Source organism: Pseudomonas sp. NPDC087814 (assembly GCF_044742865.1).
Taxonomy (GTDB): Bacteria; Pseudomonadota; Gammaproteobacteria; order Pseudomonadales; family Pseudomonadaceae; genus Aquipseudomonas.
The window spans coordinates 26,670-43,303 of record NZ_JBIUVK010000040.1; the positions used below are offsets into that span (position 1 = coordinate 26,670).

The window sequence follows — 16,634 nt, forward strand, 5'->3', positions numbered from 1 at the left end:
ATGTGATCCCGGTTGTAGGAAGCAACCTCACGCCCCAGGCAACCAGCCTCCGCCCAGCGCCGTCACCAAACCCACACTCGCCTGCAACTGCCGCGTCTGCACCGCCTGCAACGTGCGCTGCGCCTGCAACGCCGCCGTCTGCGCCGTCACCACATCCAGATAGCTCACAGCCCCCGCCTGGTAACTGTTCATCGCCAGTGCCTGTGTGTGTTCGGCGGCATTCGCGGCGGCTTGTTCGTCCATCGCCTCCTGCTGCAAGTCGCGCAGTTGCCCAAGGTTGTCTTCCACCTCACGCACGGCTCTTAACACCTGGCTGCGATAGTGCGCCGAAGCCTCTTCAAACTCCGCCTTGGCCTGGCGCTCATTGGCGCTCAACCGGCCGCCATCAAAGATCGGCAGATTCACCAGCGGCCCCAGCGCCCAATACCGATTGGCGGCGGAGAACAAGTTGCCCACACCTTGGGTCTGCCCGCCAATCAAGCCGGTCAAACTGAAATCCGGGTACCACGCCGCCTTGGCCACGCCGATATTCGCGTTGGCCGCAAACACCCGTCGCTCGGCTGCCGCGATATCCGGCCGGCGTTGCAGCAGGTGGCTCGGCAGTTGTTGCGGAATCCCCGGCAGCGCCATCAATTGCTGGCTCGGCGGCAGCTGGAATTCACTGGCGGATACGCCCACCAATTCACCAATCGCATGCTCGGTGAGATTGCGTTGACCGCGCACATCGTCAAGCTGCGCCTGTGCTTCAGCCAGCTGATTCTGCGCCCGGGTCAGGTCGAGCTCCGAGGCGATCTGCCCCTCGTACCGGCTGCGGGTCAGTTTCAGCGCCTGGCCAAAATCATCCAGCGAACTGCTGAGAATCCGGCTCTGGGCATCCAGTCCGTTGAGCTGCACGTACAGCGTCGCCAACTGATGCTGCAGGCTCAGGCGTGCCACCGCCAAATCATCCCCGGAGGCTTGGGCCTGTGCATCGCCAGCCGCCACCTGGTTGCGGATTTTGCCCCACAGATCCAGATCGAAGCTCAGCGCGAACCCCGCCGTGTTGCTGTTGTACACCGAAGGCTGGGTATCACCCCGCAGTGGCCGATTGTCCGATTGCCGCTGGCGCAACGGTTGCGCGCTGGCGGTTATTTGCGGGAACAGCCCGGCATGCAACTGGCTGGCATACGCCTGGGACGCATCGAAATGCGCCAGCGCCGCCGCCAGGTCCGGGTTGGCCTTGAGCAGTTGTTCCTGCAGGTCGTTCAGGTGCGGGTCCTGATACAGCTGCCACCACTTCGGCGCCAGTTGGTCGGACGGTTGCGCGCTGTGCCACGGGCCGTCGCTGGTCTGTTCGCGGTACTTGGCCGGCAGGTCGATGGTCGGCGCCTTGTAGGTGGGCGCCAGCGAGCAACCGTGCAGTGCCACCAATACCAGGGCCGCGAGGGGTTTAAGCCTTGGGCGCATGGGCACCTCCGGCATCGGCCATTTGCACGGCGTCGCCTTCGCGCAGTGCGTCGGGTGGGTTGTCGACTACGCGATCGGCGGGTTTCAGGCCCTGGTCAATCACCAGGCGCTCGCCGAGGTCGAGGCCGATGTGGATGTCTTGCAGGTGCACGTGGTTCTTGGCGTCCAGTACCGCGACCTGGGTGCCTTCGGCGCGGAAGATCAGGGCGCTGGCCGGGATGCTCACGCCATGGGTATCCGCCGGAATCGCCAGGGTGGCTTCGGCGTAGTCGCCGGGCAGCAACTTGCCGTCCGGGTTGTCGGCCACGAACTGTGCGAGCAGGGTGCCGGAGCGGCGGTCGATGGCGGTGGAGTCGCCCATCAGCTTCGCGCTGAAGTGTTCGCCGGGGTGCTCGGGTACCGTCAGTTGGGCGGCCAGCCCGGGATGAATCACCGCGGCGTAGTTCTGCGGCACCGGCACGTAGAGGCGCAGTTGGTGGGTGTCGGCGATGTCGAACAGTTCCGGATCGCTGTCGCTGTCAGCCTTGATCAACTGGCCGATGTCAGTGTTGCGCGCGGTGATCACACCGGCGAATGGCGCGCGAATGGTCTTGTAGTCTTCCAACGCCGAGAGCCGCGCATAGTCAGCCTCGGCGGCCTGGGCGTTGGCCTTGGCGGCCAGGGCATTCGAGGTTTTTTCATCGGCCTCCTGGCGCGATACCGAATGGCTGTCCAGCAGGTTTTTCCAGCGGGTGGCAGTGGTTTCTGCCAGTCGTGCGTTGGCCTGTTCCTGCACCATGCGCGCGTGGGTTTGCGCCACTTGCTGGTCGAGGTCGGGGCTGTCGATCTCGGCGAGAATCTGCCCGGCCTTGACCTGGCTGCCGATGTCGACTTTCCAGTCTTTCAGGTAACCGCTGACCCGCGCATGAATCGGTGCCTTGCTCCAGGCTTCCAGATGAGCGGGCAGGCGCAGGGTGTCGCCGGCCGCGTTCTGTTTGGGCTGGAACACCAGCACCTGCGGCACGGCGGCGGTTTCGGTCCAGGCGGTGACGGATTTTTCATGCATCGTACGGGCGTGCAGGCCGTTGGCGACCAACAGGGCAGCCAGTGTCAGGCCGCCGACACCCATGAGCATCAGACGCTTGCGCGAGGGTTTGTGATCAGACGACATGTGAAGTTTCTCCAGCAGCAGCGCGAGTAGGGTGACGACCGTGGACCAGGCTGAAGACCACGGGTACAAACAGCAAAGTGGCAGTGGTGGCGAGGATCAGGCCGCCGATCACGGCACGTCCCAGCGGCGCGTTTTGTTCTTCGGACAAGGCCAGCGGCAACATGCCGATGATCATCGCCAGGGCGGTCATGCAGACCGGGCGGAAACGGGTGTAGCCGGCTTCCAGTGCGGCCTTGAGTGCATCGCCATGTTCGGCCAGGCGCTCTCGGCAGAAGCTCACCACCAGGATCGAGTTGGCGGTGGCCACGCCCATACAGAGGATGGCCCCCGTGAGTGCGGGCACCGACAATGACGTGCCGCTGAGGAACAGCATCCAGACGATTCCCGCGAGCGCTGCCGGCAGCGCGGTGATGATCACGAACGGGTCGGTCCAGGACTGGAAGTTGACCACGATCAGCAGGTAGATCAGCACCACCGCACCGAGCAGGCCGAAGCTCAAGCCGTTGAACGCTTCATGCAGCGCATCGATCTGCCCGTGCAGGCTGATGGTCGCGCCTTTGGGGCGCATCGGGGCCATGTCGTTCAGCACTTTTTGCACATCGCTGGCGACGCCGCCGAGGTCGCGGCCTTGCACGTTGGCGTACAGGTCCAGGGTCGGTTCGATGTTGTAGTGGGTCACCACCGCCGGGCTTTGTACCCGCGAGATGGTCGCCACGCCGCCGAGGATCTGCGACTGACCATCGGCACCGGTTACCGGCAACGCTTCCAGGGACGGCAGGCTGTCGAGGCGGTATTGCGGGGTGGCTGCCACGATCGAATACGACACGCCGTTGGCCGGGTTGAGCCAGAACGTTGGTGCGGTTTGCGAGCTGCCGGCCAGGGACGCAACCATGCTGTTGGTTACGTCACGCTCGGTGATGCCCAGGCCGTTGGCACGCATGCGGTCCACGTTGACTTGCAGTGACGGGTAGCCGGTGGACTGCTGGATGCGCAGGTCGGCAATGCCCGGTATGTGTTTCAGGCGACGTTCCAGTTCGATGGCGTAGGCGCGGTTTTCTTCATCGCTGCGCCCGGAGATTTTCACGTCCAGCGGGGCCGGCGAACCGAAGTTGAGGATCTGGCTGCTGATGTCTGCCGGGAGGAATGCGAACTGGCTGCCGGGGAAGCTTTCGGGCAACGCTTCACGCAGTTTTTTCACGTAGTCGGCGGTGGGCGCATGGTCCTTTTTCAGGGTGACCTGGATATCGCCGTCCTGTGGGCCGATGGTGCCACTGCTGCTGTAGGCCATGTCGATGCCGCTCAGCGGGATGCCGATGTTGTCGACGATGGTGTCCAGTTCGTCGGCCGGAACGATCTCGCGAATCCGCGCTTCGATCCGGTCAAAGGCCGCCGCGCTCTCTTCGATGCGTGTGCCCAGCGGCAAGCGCACGTGCAGGGCCATGGCCCCGGCGTCGGTGGCCGGGAAGAAGTCCTGGCCCAGACTTGGCAGCAGCAGGAACGAGGCGAGGATGCACGCCAGGAAGCCGATGATGAAGCGCTTGCGGGCGCCGAGGGCCAGGGTCAGCAGGCCGTGGTAAACGTCCCGTACGTTGGAGAAGTGACGCTCAAAACCCTGCTGGAAATTCAGCACCGATTGCAGCACCGCGTTGCGCTGCGGTTTGTGCTGGTCGCCCTCGTGATGGTTGATGAATTCATCTTCCGGGTGATGACCTTCACCTTGCTCCGGCACGTGCGGCTTGAGCAGGAACATCGCCAGGGTCGGCACCAGGGTTCGCGACAGAATGAACGAGCTGGCCATGGCGAAAATCACCGCCAATGCCATCGGGCGGAACAGGTAGCCGGCGATGCCTTGCAGCATGAACATCGGCACAAACACGATGCAGATACACAGCAGGGACACGAACGCCGGGCCGACGATTTGCTTGGCGCCGTCGAGGATCGCGTCCTTCACCGCCTTGCCTTGTTCCAGGTGCCAGTTGATGTTCTCGATGGTCACTGTGGCGTCGTCCACCAGGATCCCTACCGCCAACGCCAGCCCGCCGAGGGTCATGACGTTGAGGGTTTGCCCGGTGGCCGCCAGCAGAGCGATGGCCGACAGCACCGCGAGGGGAATCGACGCGGCGATGATGATGGTCGAGCGCCAGCTGCCGAGGAACAGCAGGATCATCGCACTGGTCAGCAAGGCGGCGATGATGCCTTCCTGGGCCACGCTGCCCACCGACTGTTTGACGAACACCGAGGCGTCGCCGAGCAGCGAGGTCTTCAGCGACGGCGGCAGGGTTTCATTGATGCGCGGCAGCATCTGGCGGATGCCGTCGATGATCGACAGGGTGGAGATGCTGCCGTTTTTCAGGGCCGGCATCAGCACCGCACGGTGGCCGTCGACGCGCACGATGTTGGTCTGCGGCGGCGAGCCGTCACGCACGTGGGCCACCTGGCCGATGGTGATGATCGCACCGTCGACTGTCTTGATCGGCAAGTCGTTGAGCTCATCAATCGCCTTCGGGCTGTTGTTGAGCAAAATCGTGTATTCGTTGGGGCCGAGTTTGGCGGTACCCACCGGGATAATCTGGTTCTGCAGGGCCAGGGCGTTGCCTACGTCCTGCGCCGAGAGGCCTTTGGCGGCCAGCGCCTGTGGGTCGAGGTCGAGGGTGATCTGGCGTTGCTTGCCGCCCATTGGCGTGGGCATGGCCAGGCCGGGCAGGGCGCTCAGGGGCAAGCGGATGTTGTTCTGCACCAGGTCGCGGATCTTCGCTTCCGACAAGCTGGGGCTGGAGAACGCCATCTGCAGAATCGGCACCGTAGAGGCGCTGTAGTTGAGGATCAGCGGCGGCGTAATGCCCGGTGGCATCTGCTTGAGCACGGTTTGTGACACCGCTGTTACCTGGGCGTTGGCGGTGCGGATATCCACGCCGGGCTGGAAGAAAATCTTCACGATGCCCATGCCGGGTAACGACTGCGATTCAATGTGCTCGATGTCGTTGACGGTGGTACTCAGGGAGCGTTCGTAGGTGTAGATCACGCGACCGGCCATGGCGTCCGGAGACAGGCCGTTGTACTGCCAAACCACCGCAACGACGGGGATGCCAATATCGGGAAATACGTCAGTGGGGGTACGCAAGGCCGCCATGGGCCCGATGATGCAGATGAAAATTGCCAGCACGATAAACGTGTAGGGCTTGAGCAGTGCGGTCTTTACCAGCCCGAGCATGCCGTAACCTCCAAAGGAGTTGGATTGCAAACGCTCGCAGTCTTGACGGACCCACCTAACACGCACCTTTCAGCCAGGTGAAGGAAGATTTAGTTAACGGCTGAAGATCCTTTCATATGTATTCATTTGTTCAACAATGGTGACAGTAACAAGCTGGATACCGATCGAACGGGAGCTGTTTCGCCTGTTCACTCTTTATCCATTTGGAGTTCTGCCATGTCTCTTAAACCCTTGTTGTTGATCCCGGCCTTGAGTGCGGTCCTGTTGTTGTCGGCGTGTGCCGGCCCGATGCCGAAGGCGGACCCCAGCGAAGCCTGGATCGGCTTGCAAGAGGAGGCACCCAACGACCTGATGGCCGAGCGGGTAGACGGTAAAAATATTAATGATGGCCGCTACTTCGAAGTGAAACCCGGCGCGCATCGCCTGGACGTCACCTTGTTTGAAGAAGAGGCGGGGGATGATAACCAGCAGGATTGTCGCGGGCATGTGACCTACGGCAACTTCAAGGCCGGCGAGCATTACACCCTGGTGGAATCCAGCCTGGGTACGACGGTGCGTGCCGAGTTGAAGGATAGCCACGGCAAGGAATTGGCGCAGACCGAAGACTTCAGTTGCATGCCTGGCTAAGGCGTCAGGCGTGGTGCCCGGCGGGTTTGTGCAGCTTGCCGGGTGCTGCGGGTTTTACGTGTGGGTGATGGTGCCTGCGGGTCACGCGCATCACGCCCCACAGCATGGCGGCGGCGACGGCCAGCCAGCCACAGATCAAAAGCAGAATCGTTGTTGTCAGGCTCATAAGTGCCTCCTTTCGCCCGGTGCCGGGCACACACTGTCTTCTCAATGGACAGTCTAGCTATCCGCAGGTTGCCTGCTATTGACCAATGGTCGTGTGCGTCCAACTTGTTTGCTCTATCGCCGGCCTTTTACTGCGCTGCAAGGCTATACCCGCGCCCCGGAGCGTCCTATGATCAGGGCCCACGTCGACCGTTGATCAAGTGAGTGAAGAAGTTGCGGTTTCCCTCGAACATTAAAACCTCCTGGTGGGTCGCCGCCTGTTTCATGGGGCTGGCGGCCTGTTCCTCGCATCCAAAACCCACGAGCATCCCGGGGCTGCCGGAGAGTGTCGAGCTCAAGGGCGTGCCGGCGTTTCGCGGTGAGACTTACCTCGGTGGCCCAGCCGCTCTTGCCAGCATGCTGTCTCAACAAGGCATTGTGATTACACCGGGGCTATTGGATAAGCCACTGCATTTGCCGGGCGCTGAAGCGGACCTTGAACGCAACATGCAGGTGCTGGCCCGTGAATACGGGATGTTGGTGTACCCGCTGGAAGATCAGCTGCCGGCGCTGCTGGCACAGGTCGCGGCCGGGTACCCGGTGATGGCGCGTATCACCCAGGGCTCGACCTTCTGGGCCGGTCCGCGGTATGTCGTGGTGGTGGGTTACAACAAGCAGAAGAGCATGGTGCTGCTGCGTTCAGGCTTGGCGCGGCGCATGCCGATGGATTTCAGCGCGTTTGAGTCGGCGTGGAAAGACGGCGGCAAGTGGGCGGTACTGATTCAGCGGCCCACCCAGTTGCCGGTCAAGGTCGACGCCCAGCGCTGGCAGCAGGCTGCCAGCGCCACAGCCCAGGCTGGCCAGGAACAGGCGGCGGCCCAGGCAGTCAAGGCACTGGCCAGTCAGGCCAAATAAAAAAACGGCGCTCAAGGGCGCCGTTTTTTATGTCGCTATTTACGGATCAGCGGGACTCGGTGACCTGAACATTCGCCCGTGGGCGGTTCTTCAGGTTCTTGTCAGCCTTGTAGCGCAATGCGACGTCTGGCACCGAGCCGCTCTTGCCGGTTTCGACCCAGCTGCGGATGCGCCCGGCATCGGCAAAGTGGGTGAATTTGCCGAAGGCATCGAGGATCACCAGCGACACCGGGCGATTACCCATGCTGGTCACCAGCACCAGGCAATGGCCGGCCTGGTTGGTAAAGCCGGTCTTGGTCAGCTTGATGTCCCAGTTGGCGCGGTTGATCAGGTGGTCAGTGTTGGAGAAACCCAGGGTGTAGTTGGGTTTGCGGAACGAGACGGTCTTTTCCTTGGTGGTGCTCAACTGGCTGAGCATCGGGTACTTGCGTGCGGCGGCCAGCAGCTTGCTCAGGTCGCGGGCGGTGGACACGTTATGGATCGACAGGCCGGTAGGTTCCACATAATGGGTACTGGTCATGCCCAGTGCCTTGGCCTTGGCGTTCATCGCTGCGATGAAGGCCGGGTAGCCGCCCGGATAGTGGTGGGCCAGGCTGGCGGCGGCGCGGTTTTCCGAGGACATCAGGGCAATCAGCAACATCTCCTTGCGCGGCATCTCGCTGCCGATCTTGACCCGGGAGAACACGCCTTTCATCTCTGGCGTGTCCTTGATGTTGATGTCGATGTATTCATCCATGTTCTGCTTGGCTTCCAGCACGATCAGGCCGGTCATCAGTTTGCTCACCGAGGCGATCGGCACGATGACATCCGGGTTGCTGGCATAGATGACTTTGTTGGTCTGCAGGTCTACCACCATCGCACTGCCGGAGGCGATGTGCAGGGTGGACATGTCGCGGGGAGCGGTGGTGGTTTCGCTTGCGCTCGCGAAGGTGCCTGTCAATGCAAAAAATAGGCTGACAATGGAAAGATGAATTTTCACGCGGATGAACTCGCTAAAAAAAGTAGGGATATACCGTTCTGCACGGACTTTCTGATAAATGCCGTTACATTTTAGGAGTATGGATCAGAAACTGTCGAATGTTCTTCTGAAAACAGATGAAACCCCTTAAAAACAAAGAAAAAACTACTTTTTATCCGGCCAATAAAAAGCCCTGCGATAAGGCAGGGCTTTTTCAGAGCGGCTGGTTATTAGCTGTGCAGGGTTTCGGCTGCGTACAGGGTATTTTCCAGCAGGCAGGCACGGGTCATCGGGCCGACACCACCGGGTACCGGGGTGATCCAGCCGGCACGGGGCAGGGCGGTTTCGTACACCACGTCGCCCACGAGCTTACCATCGTCCTGGCGGTTGATGCCCACGTCGATGACGATGGCGCCCTCCTTGATCCACTCACCCTTGACCAGGCCCGGCTTGCCGGCGGCGACGACCACCAGGTCGGCGCGGCCAACGTGGCCGGCCAGGTCCTTGGTGAAGCGATGAGTCACGGTCACGGTGCAGCCGGCCAGCAGCAGTTCCATGGCCATCGGGCGACCGACGATGTTCGAGGCGCCGACGACGACGGCATCCAGGCCATACAGATCGACGCCGGTGCTTTCCAGCAGGGTCATGATGCCCTTCGGGGTGCACGGGCGCAGCAGCGGGATACGCTGGGCCAGGCGGCCGACGTTATAAGGGTGGAAACCGTCGACGTCCTTGTCCGGGCGGATGCGTTCGAGCAATTTCGACGCGTCCAGATGCTCGGGCAATGGCAGTTGCAGCAGGATGCCGTCGATGGCCGGATCGTCGTTGAGGCTGTCGATCAGGTCGGTGAGGGCCTGTTGGGTGGTGTCTTCAGCCAAGTCGTAGGCTTTGGAAATAAAGCCGACCTCTTCACAGTCTTTACGCTTGTGCGAGACATAAACCTGAGAGGCAGGATCGCTGCCGACCAGGATCACCGCGAGGCCCGGCGTGCGCAGGCCTTGTTGGCTGCGCTCGGCGACTCGTTTGGCGATCTGCTGGCGCAGGCTGGCGGCGATTGATTTGCCGTCGATAAGTTGTGCAGTCATTACGCGTGATTAACCATCGAGAGGGGGAAGAAAAGTGCGCGCATTCTCGCATGCCATGGCGTGAGGGCAAAGGCGCTTGGTCTGCAAATTCCCCTAACCCCTTAAATAAAATGAATTTTTTATAAAAAGGATTTGACGGGTTTCGGGTCCATCTATACTATTCGTCGCACTTGTCGGGCACAGCCTAGCACTGGTTAGTTTGTAATCCTCCAAGAGTACAGATTAATAAGGCGCCCGTAGCTCAGCTGGATAGAGCATCCGCCTTCTAAGCGGATGGTCGCAGGTTCGAGTCCTGCCGGGTGCGCCATTAGGCAGCTTTGGCACAAGTAGCGCAATATGGTGGGCGTAGCTCAGTTGGTAGAGCACGGGATTGTGACTCCCGTTGTCGAGGGTTCGATCCCCTTCGTCCACCCCATATTTAAAAAGGCGCCAGATTAATAGTCTGGCGCCTTTGCTTTAAAAGCTTCAAGCGCGGATGTGGTGGAATTGGTAGACACACTGGATTTAGGTTCCAGCGCCGCAAGGTGTAAGAGTTCGAGTCTCTTCATCCGCACCAAATAAAGTTTCGTGAAGGCCTGCGGGTCGGCGCGAAGCTCAACAAATAGCCTTTTTGACGGGCTTTTTGGTCACGCAATATGGTGGGCGTAGCTCAGTTGGTAGAGCACGGGATTGTGACTCCCGTTGTCGAGGGTTCGATCCCCTTCGTCCACCCCATATTTCGAAAGGCGCCAGATTAATAGTCTGGCGCCTTTTTTGTTTCAGCGGTTTGAGTTTCAACGCAGTCGCAGGTGTTGGGCTGCAGGGCAGGGCGTTTCGTCGTATTTATGTTTCGCGATGATGCCGCACTGCTTGCCGGCCTTGTCCGCAGGGTCGGTTGTCAGGGAGATGATTGGCAACCGCTTCTATATATAGAAGGGTTGGCGCAGAGCCCTGGCATGATGGGATGTATTTGCCACCGGGGCGAGCTGCACTCGTGCATTCGCACCTATAAATTGCCTGCTGTTTTTTTACCCGTTTTCAGTAGGGTGACTTCTTGAGTTTGACCCACTAGAATGCATGCCCTTGATTCTGGGGTCGGAAACGGCCAGCTAACGTCTGTGCAACGAGGAATATCCATGCAAGTTTCTGTTGAAAATACTTCTGCTCTTGAGCGCCGCATGAGCATCACCGTGCCGGCCGAGCGCATCGAGACCCAGGTCAACAAGCGTCTGCAGCAGACTGCCCAAAAGGCCAAGATCGCTGGTTTCCGTCCAGGCAAAGTGCCAATGAGCGAAATCAAGCGCCGCTTCGGTGCTGATGCACGTCAGGAAGCTGTAGGTGACGTGATCCAGGCTTCCTTCTACGAAGCCGTTGTCGAGCAAAAGCTGAACCCGGCTGGCTCGCCCTCCATCGAGCCCAAGTCCCTGGAAGCAGGCAAGGATCTGGAATACGTTGCAATCTTCGAAGTGTTCCCTGAATTCGAAGTTGCCGGTTTCGATTCGATCGCCATCGAGCGCCTGAGCGCTGATGTTGCTGACTCCGACCTGGACAACATGCTGGAAATCCTGCGCAAGCAGAACACCCGTTTTGAAGTGGCCGATCGTGCTGCCCAGAACGAAGACCAACTGAACATCGATTTCGTAGGCAAGGTTGACGGCGAAGCATTCGCTGGCGGCTCCGCCAAGGGTACTCAGCTGGTGCTGGGTTCCAACCGCATGATTCCTGGTTTCGAAGACGGCCTGGTTGGCGCCAAAGCCGGCGAAGAGCGCGTTCTGAACCTGACTTTCCCGGCTGACTATCAGAACCTGGACCTGGCTGGCAAAACCGCCGAGTTCACCGTGACCGTCAACACCGTTTCCGAGCCCAAGCTGCCAGAACTGAACGAAGAGTTCTTCAACCAGTTCGGCATCAAGGAAACCGGCATCGAAGGTTTCCGCACCGAAGTTCGCAAGAACATGGAGCGTGAACTGCGCCAGGCCATCAAATCCAAGGTCAAGAACCAGGTGATGGACGGTCTGCTGGCTGCCAACCCGATCGAAGTGCCGAAGGCCCTGCTGTCCAACGAAGTTGATCGTCTGCGCGTGCAGGCTGTTCAGCAGTTCGGCGGCAACATCAAGCCTGACCAACTGCCGGCCGAACTGTTCGAAGAGCAGGCCAAGCGCCGCGTTGTACTGGGTCTGATCGTGGCTGAAGTGGTCAAGCAATTCGACCTCAAGCCTGACGAAACCCGCGTTCGCGAAATGATCCAGGAAATGGCTTCGGCCTACCAGGAGCCTGAGGCTGTTGTGTCCTGGTACTACAAGAACGACCAGCAGCTGAACGAAGTGCGTTCGGTTGTGCTGGAAGAGCAAGTTGTGGATACTGTTCTGCAGAAGGCTAAGGTGACCGATAAAGCGGTCTCTTACGAAGAAGCAGTCAAGCCGGCTGAAGCAGCACAAGCCGACTGATCGCTCAACTCGTTTGAAAATACACCCATAAGCCAGCCTCGCGCTGGCTTATGCGTATTCAAGACATGACTATTTGGGAGTAACTGCAGAGCATGTTCCGTAATTCGTATATTCAGCAGAACTCTGATATCCAGGCCGCTGGCGGCCTGGTCCCGATGGTTGTCGAGCAATCTGCTCGTGGCGAACGCGCCTATGACATCTACTCGCGCCTGCTCAAGGAGCGAGTGATCTTTCTGGTTGGTCCGGTAGAGGACTACATGGCCAACCTGATTTGTGCGCAGCTGCTGTTCCTTGAAGCGGAAAATCCGGACAAGGACATCCATCTCTACATCAACTCCCCGGGCGGTTCGGTGACAGCGGGCATGTCGATCTACGACACCATGCAGTTCATCAAGCCGAACGTATCGACCACCTGTATCGGTCAGGCGTGCAGCATGGGTGCGTTCCTGCTGACCGCTGGTGCTGAGGGCAAGCGTTACTGCCTGCCGAACTCACGCGTGATGATTCACCAGCCACTGGGCGGTTTCCAGGGCCAGGCATCGGACATCGAAATCCATGCCAAGGAAATCCTCTTCATTCGTGAGCGTCTCAACACGCTGATGGCCAAACATAGCGGGCATACCCTGGAAGAGATCGAGCGCGACACCAACCGTGACAATTTCATGAGCGCCGAAGCGGCTCGTGAATACGGGTTGATCGACGCAGTGATCGAAAAGCGCCCCGCTTAATATAAGCAGCTCAAAATAGGGCAGGTCGGCAGGTCCGACCACCAGTGGACTTGAAAAAGCCCTCAATAGCCTTCATCTTGTGTTGCAAGCCTATCGGATTTGGATCGAACGAATGACTGACACCCGCAACGGCGAGGACAACGGCAAGCTGCTCTATTGCTCCTTCTGTGGCAAAAGCCAGCATGAAGTACGCAAGTTGATTGCCGGCCCCTCGGTCTTTATCTGCGACGAGTGCGTCGACCTGTGCAATGACATCATCCGTGAGGAGGTGCAGGAAGCCCAGGCCGAAAGCAGCGCGCATAAATTGCCTTCGCCTAAAGAAATCAGCGGCATCCTTGATCAGTATGTGATTGGTCAAGAGCGTGCAAAGAAGGTTCTGGCCGTAGCGGTGTACAACCACTACAAGCGTCTGAACCAGCGTGACAAGAAAAGTGACGACGTCGAGCTCGGCAAAAGCAACATCTTGCTGATCGGCCCTACAGGCTCGGGTAAAACCCTGCTTGCAGAGACCCTGGCTCGCCTGCTGAACGTTCCCTTCACCATCGCCGACGCAACCACTCTTACCGAGGCCGGTTACGTAGGTGAAGACGTCGAGAACATCATTCAGAAGCTGCTGCAGAAATGCGACTACGACGTGGAGAAGGCCCAGATGGGCATTGTCTACATCGATGAAATCGACAAGATTTCGCGCAAATCCGACAACCCGTCGATCACCCGGGACGTTTCCGGTGAAGGCGTGCAGCAAGCGCTGTTGAAACTGATCGAAGGCACGGTTGCTTCCGTACCGCCACAAGGCGGCCGCAAGCACCCGCAGCAGGAATTCCTTCAGGTTGATACGCGCAACATCCTGTTCATCTGTGGCGGTGCGTTCTCCGGCCTGGAAAAGGTTATTCAAAACCGTTCCACCCGTGGCGGCATTGGCTTCAGTGCAGAAGTACGCAGCAAGGAAGAAGGCAAGAAAGTCGGTGAATCCCTGCGTGAAGTCGAGCCTGACGATTTGGTCAAGTTCGGTCTGATCCCGGAATTCGTTGGCCGTCTGCCGGTCCTGGCGACGCTGGACGAGCTGGATGAGGCTGCGTTGATGCAGATCCTCACCGAGCCGAAAAACGCCCTGACCAAGCAATACGCCAAGCTGTTCGAGATGGAAGGTGTGGACCTCGAGTTCCGTGCTGACGCGCTCAAATCGGTGGCCAAGCGGGCACTGGAGCGCAAGACCGGCGCCCGTGGTTTGCGCTCGATCCTCGAAGGCGTACTGCTCGACACCATGTACGAAATCCCCTCGCAGTCCGAGGTGAGTAAAGTGGTGATCGACGAAAGCGTTATAGAAGGCAAGTCCAAGCCACTGTATATCTACGAAAACAGTGAGCCGGCTGCCAAGGCTGCGCCAGACGCGTAAGCGTTGCACCGCCGAGCTGTACAAAATAAAGGGGCCTTAAGGGGCCCCTTTGTTTTTACTGCGTTTAACTGATGCCATTACGCTTGTTTTTTTTGCAGGCAGCCCCCATCTTGGTTTCAAGCTTACTTTCATCTGTCATAGAGGCGAAATCATGAAGACAACCATCGAATTGCCTCTCCTGCCGTTGCGTGATGTCGTCGTCTATCCGCACATGGTTATCCCGCTGTTCGTGGGGCGCGAGAAGTCTATCGAAGCCCTCGAGGCCGCGATGACGGGCGACAAGCAGATCCTGCTGCTGGCCCAGAGAAATCCTGCTGACGATGATCCGGGCGAAGATGCCCTGTATCGCGTTGGTACCGTTGCAACTGTCCTGCAACTGCTCAAGCTGCCTGATGGCACCGTCAAGGTGCTGGTGGAAGGCGAGCAGCGCGGTGCGGTCGAGCGCTTCATGGAAGTGGACGGCCACCTGCGTGCCGAAGTGGCGCTGATCGACGAAGTCGACGCCCCTGAGCGCGAATCCGAAGTGTTCGTTCGCAGCCTGCTGTCCCAGTTCGAGCAATACGTGCAACTGGGCAAGAAAGTCCCCGCAGAAGTCCTCTCTTCCCTCAACAGCATTGATGAGCCAAGCCGCCTGGTCGACACCATGGCCGCGCACATGGCGCTGAAAATCGAGCAGAAGCAGGACATTCTCGAGATCATCGATTTGTCGGCCCGGGTCGAACACGTCCTGGCGCTGCTGGATGCCGAAATCGACCTGCTGCAGGTTGAGAAGCGCATTCGCGGCCGTGTCAAAAAGCAAATGGAGCGCAGCCAGCGCGAGTACTACCTGAATGAGCAGATGAAGGCCATTCAGAAAGAGCTGGGCGACAGCGAGGAAGGCCACAACGAAATCGAGGAGCTGAAAAAGCGCATCGATGCCGCCGGCCTGCCGAAAGACGCGTTGACCAAGGCCACTGCCGAGCTGAACAAGCTCAAGCAAATGTCGCCGATGTCGGCCGAAGCCACCGTGGTTCGTTCGTATATCGACTGGCTGGTGCAGGTGCCGTGGAAGGCCCAGACCAAAGTGCGCCTGGACCTGGCCCGCGCCGAAGATATTCTCGATGCCGATCACTACGGCCTCGAGGAAGTCAAGGAACGCATCCTCGAATACCTCGCCGTGCAAAAGCGCGTGAAGAAGATTCGTGGTCCGGTGTTGTGCCTGGTCGGTCCTCCTGGTGTGGGTAAAACCTCGCTGGCGGAGTCGATTGCCCACGCCACCAACCGCAAATTCGTGCGCATGGCCCTGGGCGGTGTGCGTGATGAAGCGGAAATCCGTGGTCATCGCCGGACTTACATCGGTTCGATGCCAGGAAGATTGATTCAAAAGATGACAAAGGTGGGTGTGCGCAACCCGCTGTTCCTGCTCGATGAAATCGACAAGATGGGCAGCGACATGCGTGGCGACCCGGCGTCTGCTTTGCTGGAAGTGCTCGACCCCGAGCAGAACCACAATTTCAACGACCATTACCTGGAAGTCGACTACGACCTGTCCGACGTAATGTTCCTGTGCACCTCCAACTCGATGAATATTCCGCCAGCCTTGCTGGACCGGATGGAGGTGATTCGTCTGCCGGGTTACACCGAAGACGAGAAGATCAACATCGCCGTCAAATACCTCTCGCCCAAGCAGATTGCGGCCAACGGCCTGAAAAAAGGCGAGATCGAATTTGATGCCGACGCGATCCGCGACATCATTCGTTTCTACACCCGCGAGGCCGGTGTACGGGGCCTTGAGCGTCAACTGGCGAAGATCTGCCGCAAGGCCGTGAAGGAACATGCGCTGGAAAAACGCTTCTCGGTGAAGGTCACCGCTGACCTGCTGGAACACTTCCTGGGCGTGCGCAAATTCCGCTACGGCCTGGCTGAGCAGCAGGACCAGGTAGGCCAGGTCACTGGCCTGGCGTGGACCCAGGTGGGCGGCGAATTGCTGACCATCGAGGCCGCCGTAATCCCGGGCAAAGGGCAACTGATCAAGACCGGTTCCCTGGGTGACGTGATGGTTGAATCCATCACCGCCGCGCAGACCGTGGTGCGCAGCCGCGCCAAGAGCCTGGGGATCCCCCTGGACTTCCACGAGAAGCACGACACCCACATCCACATGCCGGAAGGGGCAACGCCGAAAGACGGTCCTAGCGCAGGCGTAGGCATGTGCACGGCACTGGTATCAGCCCTGACCGGCATTCCGGTGCGCGCCGATGTCGCCATGACCGGGGAAATCACCCTGCGTGGCCAGGTACTGGCCATTGGTGGCCTCAAAGAGAAATTGCTGGCTGCACACCGCGGTGGTATCAAGACCGTGATCATTCCTGAAGAGAATGTTCGCGACTTGAAGGAGATTCCTGACAACATCAAGCAGGATCTGCAGATTAAACCGGTTAAATGGATTGACGAGGTCCTGCAAATTGCGCTGCAATACGCGCCGGAGCCCTTGCCGGATGTGGCTCCGGAGATAGTTGCAAAGGATGAAAAACGCGAGACTGACTCTAAGGAAAGAATTAGCACGCATTAA

General features: G+C 59.3%; 12 protein-coding genes and 4 tRNA genes. 10 read left to right on the forward strand and 6 right to left on the reverse strand.

What is annotated here, in order from left to right:
* Positions 1–27: 27 nt before the first annotated feature.
* The 3 genes from ACIOMR_RS23390 to ACIOMR_RS23400 are packed head-to-tail and all read right to left on the reverse strand — an operon-like array spanning position 28 to position 5,807.
* A complete protein-coding gene (locus ACIOMR_RS23390) occupies positions 28–1,446 on the reverse strand; it encodes an efflux transporter outer membrane subunit (RefSeq protein WP_401196623.1) in 1,419 nt (472 codons plus the stop codon).
* Complete coding sequence (locus ACIOMR_RS23395) at positions 1,430–2,596, reverse strand: efflux RND transporter periplasmic adaptor subunit (protein WP_010166819.1); 1,167 nt, start codon at positions 2,594–2,596, stop codon at positions 1,430–1,432. Before ACIOMR_RS23395 ends, ACIOMR_RS23390 begins: the two co-directional genes overlap by 17 nt.
* Positions 2,586–5,807, reverse strand: a complete 3,222-nt coding sequence (locus ACIOMR_RS23400; protein ID WP_087693205.1) for an efflux RND transporter permease subunit — start codon at positions 5,805–5,807, stop codon at positions 2,586–2,588. Before ACIOMR_RS23400 ends, ACIOMR_RS23395 begins: the two co-directional genes overlap by 11 nt.
* Positions 5,808–6,023: 216 nt before the next feature.
* Here ACIOMR_RS23400 and ACIOMR_RS23405 point away from each other — a divergent pair, with 216 nt between their 5' ends.
* Positions 6,024–6,434 carry a hypothetical protein gene (locus ACIOMR_RS23405; RefSeq protein ID WP_003207845.1) on the forward strand — a complete coding sequence of 137 codons (411 nt, stop codon included), beginning with the start codon at positions 6,024–6,026 and terminating at the stop codon, positions 6,432–6,434.
* Positions 6,435–6,438: 4 nt separating this feature from the next.
* Here ACIOMR_RS23405 and ACIOMR_RS23410 read toward each other — a convergent pair whose 3' ends face one another.
* The gene (locus ACIOMR_RS23410) at positions 6,439–6,600 is read right to left on the reverse strand and encodes a hypothetical protein (RefSeq protein ID WP_003207847.1); all 162 of its coding nucleotides are present in this window, start codon (positions 6,598–6,600) and stop codon (positions 6,439–6,441) included.
* 263 nt (positions 6,601–6,863) lie between these two features.
* On the opposite strand from ACIOMR_RS23410, the gene ACIOMR_RS23415 reads away from it, so the two are divergent.
* Positions 6,864–7,493, forward strand: a complete 630-nt coding sequence (locus tag ACIOMR_RS23415) for a peptidase C39 family protein (RefSeq protein ID WP_050550299.1) — start codon at positions 6,864–6,866, stop codon at positions 7,491–7,493.
* Between the two features lie 46 nt (positions 7,494–7,539).
* On the opposite strand, the gene pbpG is transcribed toward ACIOMR_RS23415, so the two are convergent.
* Entirely contained in the window at positions 7,540–8,472 is a 933-nt protein-coding gene (gene pbpG / locus ACIOMR_RS23420; RefSeq protein WP_003207851.1) for a D-alanyl-D-alanine endopeptidase, read from the reverse strand.
* Positions 8,473–8,681: 209 nt separating this feature from the next.
* A complete protein-coding gene (gene folD, locus ACIOMR_RS23425; protein WP_010166832.1) occupies positions 8,682–9,536 on the reverse strand; it encodes a bifunctional methylenetetrahydrofolate dehydrogenase/methenyltetrahydrofolate cyclohydrolase FolD in 855 nt (284 codons plus the stop codon).
* 230 nt (positions 9,537–9,766) lie between these two features.
* Here folD and ACIOMR_RS23430 point away from each other — a divergent pair.
* The 8 genes from ACIOMR_RS23430 to lon all read left to right on the forward strand — a co-directional run bounded on the left by ACIOMR_RS23430 (position 9,767) and on the right by lon (position 16,634).
* Positions 9,767–9,843, forward strand: a tRNA-Arg gene (locus ACIOMR_RS23430).
* Positions 9,844–9,875: 32 nt separating this feature from the next.
* Positions 9,876–9,951 (forward strand) — tRNA-His (locus ACIOMR_RS23435).
* 56 nt (positions 9,952–10,007) lie between these two features.
* Positions 10,008–10,092 (forward strand) — tRNA-Leu (locus tag ACIOMR_RS23440).
* Between the two features lie 82 nt (positions 10,093–10,174).
* Positions 10,175–10,250: transfer RNA gene (locus ACIOMR_RS23445), tRNA-His, on the forward strand.
* Between the two features lie 401 nt (positions 10,251–10,651).
* Positions 10,652–11,962: a trigger factor gene (gene tig, locus ACIOMR_RS23450; RefSeq protein ID WP_003207855.1), complete on the forward strand. Its 1,311-nt coding sequence runs from the start codon at positions 10,652–10,654 to the stop codon at positions 11,960–11,962.
* Positions 11,963–12,054: 92 nt separating this feature from the next.
* Positions 12,055–12,690, forward strand: a complete 636-nt coding sequence (gene clpP, locus ACIOMR_RS23455; protein ID WP_003174822.1) for an ATP-dependent Clp endopeptidase proteolytic subunit ClpP — start codon at positions 12,055–12,057, stop codon at positions 12,688–12,690.
* Between the two features lie 112 nt (positions 12,691–12,802).
* Complete coding sequence (gene clpX / locus ACIOMR_RS23460) at positions 12,803–14,086, forward strand: ATP-dependent Clp protease ATP-binding subunit ClpX (RefSeq protein ID WP_003207856.1); 1,284 nt, start codon at positions 12,803–12,805, stop codon at positions 14,084–14,086.
* Between the two features lie 151 nt (positions 14,087–14,237).
* The gene (gene lon / locus ACIOMR_RS23465) at positions 14,238–16,634 is read left to right on the forward strand and encodes an endopeptidase La (protein ID WP_003207858.1); all 2,397 of its coding nucleotides are present in this window, start codon (positions 14,238–14,240) and stop codon (positions 16,632–16,634) included.

Bases quoted from the DNA above. Each gene is read 5' to 3' on its own strand.
- clpP (WP_003174822.1), top strand. From the start codon at position 12,055: ATGTTCCGTAATTCGTATATTCAGCAGAACTCTGATATCCAGGCCGCT.
- lon (WP_003207858.1), top strand. From the start codon at position 14,238: ATGAAGACAACCATCGAATTGCCTCTCCTGCCGTTGCGTGATGTCGTC.
- tig (WP_003207855.1), top strand. From the start codon at position 10,652: ATGCAAGTTTCTGTTGAAAATACTTCTGCTCTTGAGCGCCGCATGAGC.
- ACIOMR_RS23395 (WP_010166819.1), bottom strand. From the start codon at position 2,596: ATGTCGTCTGATCACAAACCCTCGCGCAAGCGTCTGATGCTCATGGGT.
- ACIOMR_RS23400 (WP_087693205.1), bottom strand. From the start codon at position 5,807: ATGCTCGGGCTGGTAAAGACCGCACTGCTCAAGCCCTACACGTTTATC.
- ACIOMR_RS23390 (WP_401196623.1), bottom strand. From the start codon at position 1,446: ATGCGCCCAAGGCTTAAACCCCTCGCGGCCCTGGTATTGGTGGCACTG.
- folD (WP_010166832.1), bottom strand. From the start codon at position 9,536: ATGACTGCACAACTTATCGACGGCAAATCAATCGCCGCCAGCCTGCGC.
- clpX (WP_003207856.1), top strand. From the start codon at position 12,803: ATGACTGACACCCGCAACGGCGAGGACAACGGCAAGCTGCTCTATTGC.
- ACIOMR_RS23410 (WP_003207847.1), bottom strand. From the start codon at position 6,600: ATGAGCCTGACAACAACGATTCTGCTTTTGATCTGTGGCTGGCTGGCC.
- ACIOMR_RS23415 (WP_050550299.1), top strand. From the start codon at position 6,864: ATGGGGCTGGCGGCCTGTTCCTCGCATCCAAAACCCACGAGCATCCCG.
- ACIOMR_RS23405 (WP_003207845.1), top strand. From the start codon at position 6,024: ATGTCTCTTAAACCCTTGTTGTTGATCCCGGCCTTGAGTGCGGTCCTG.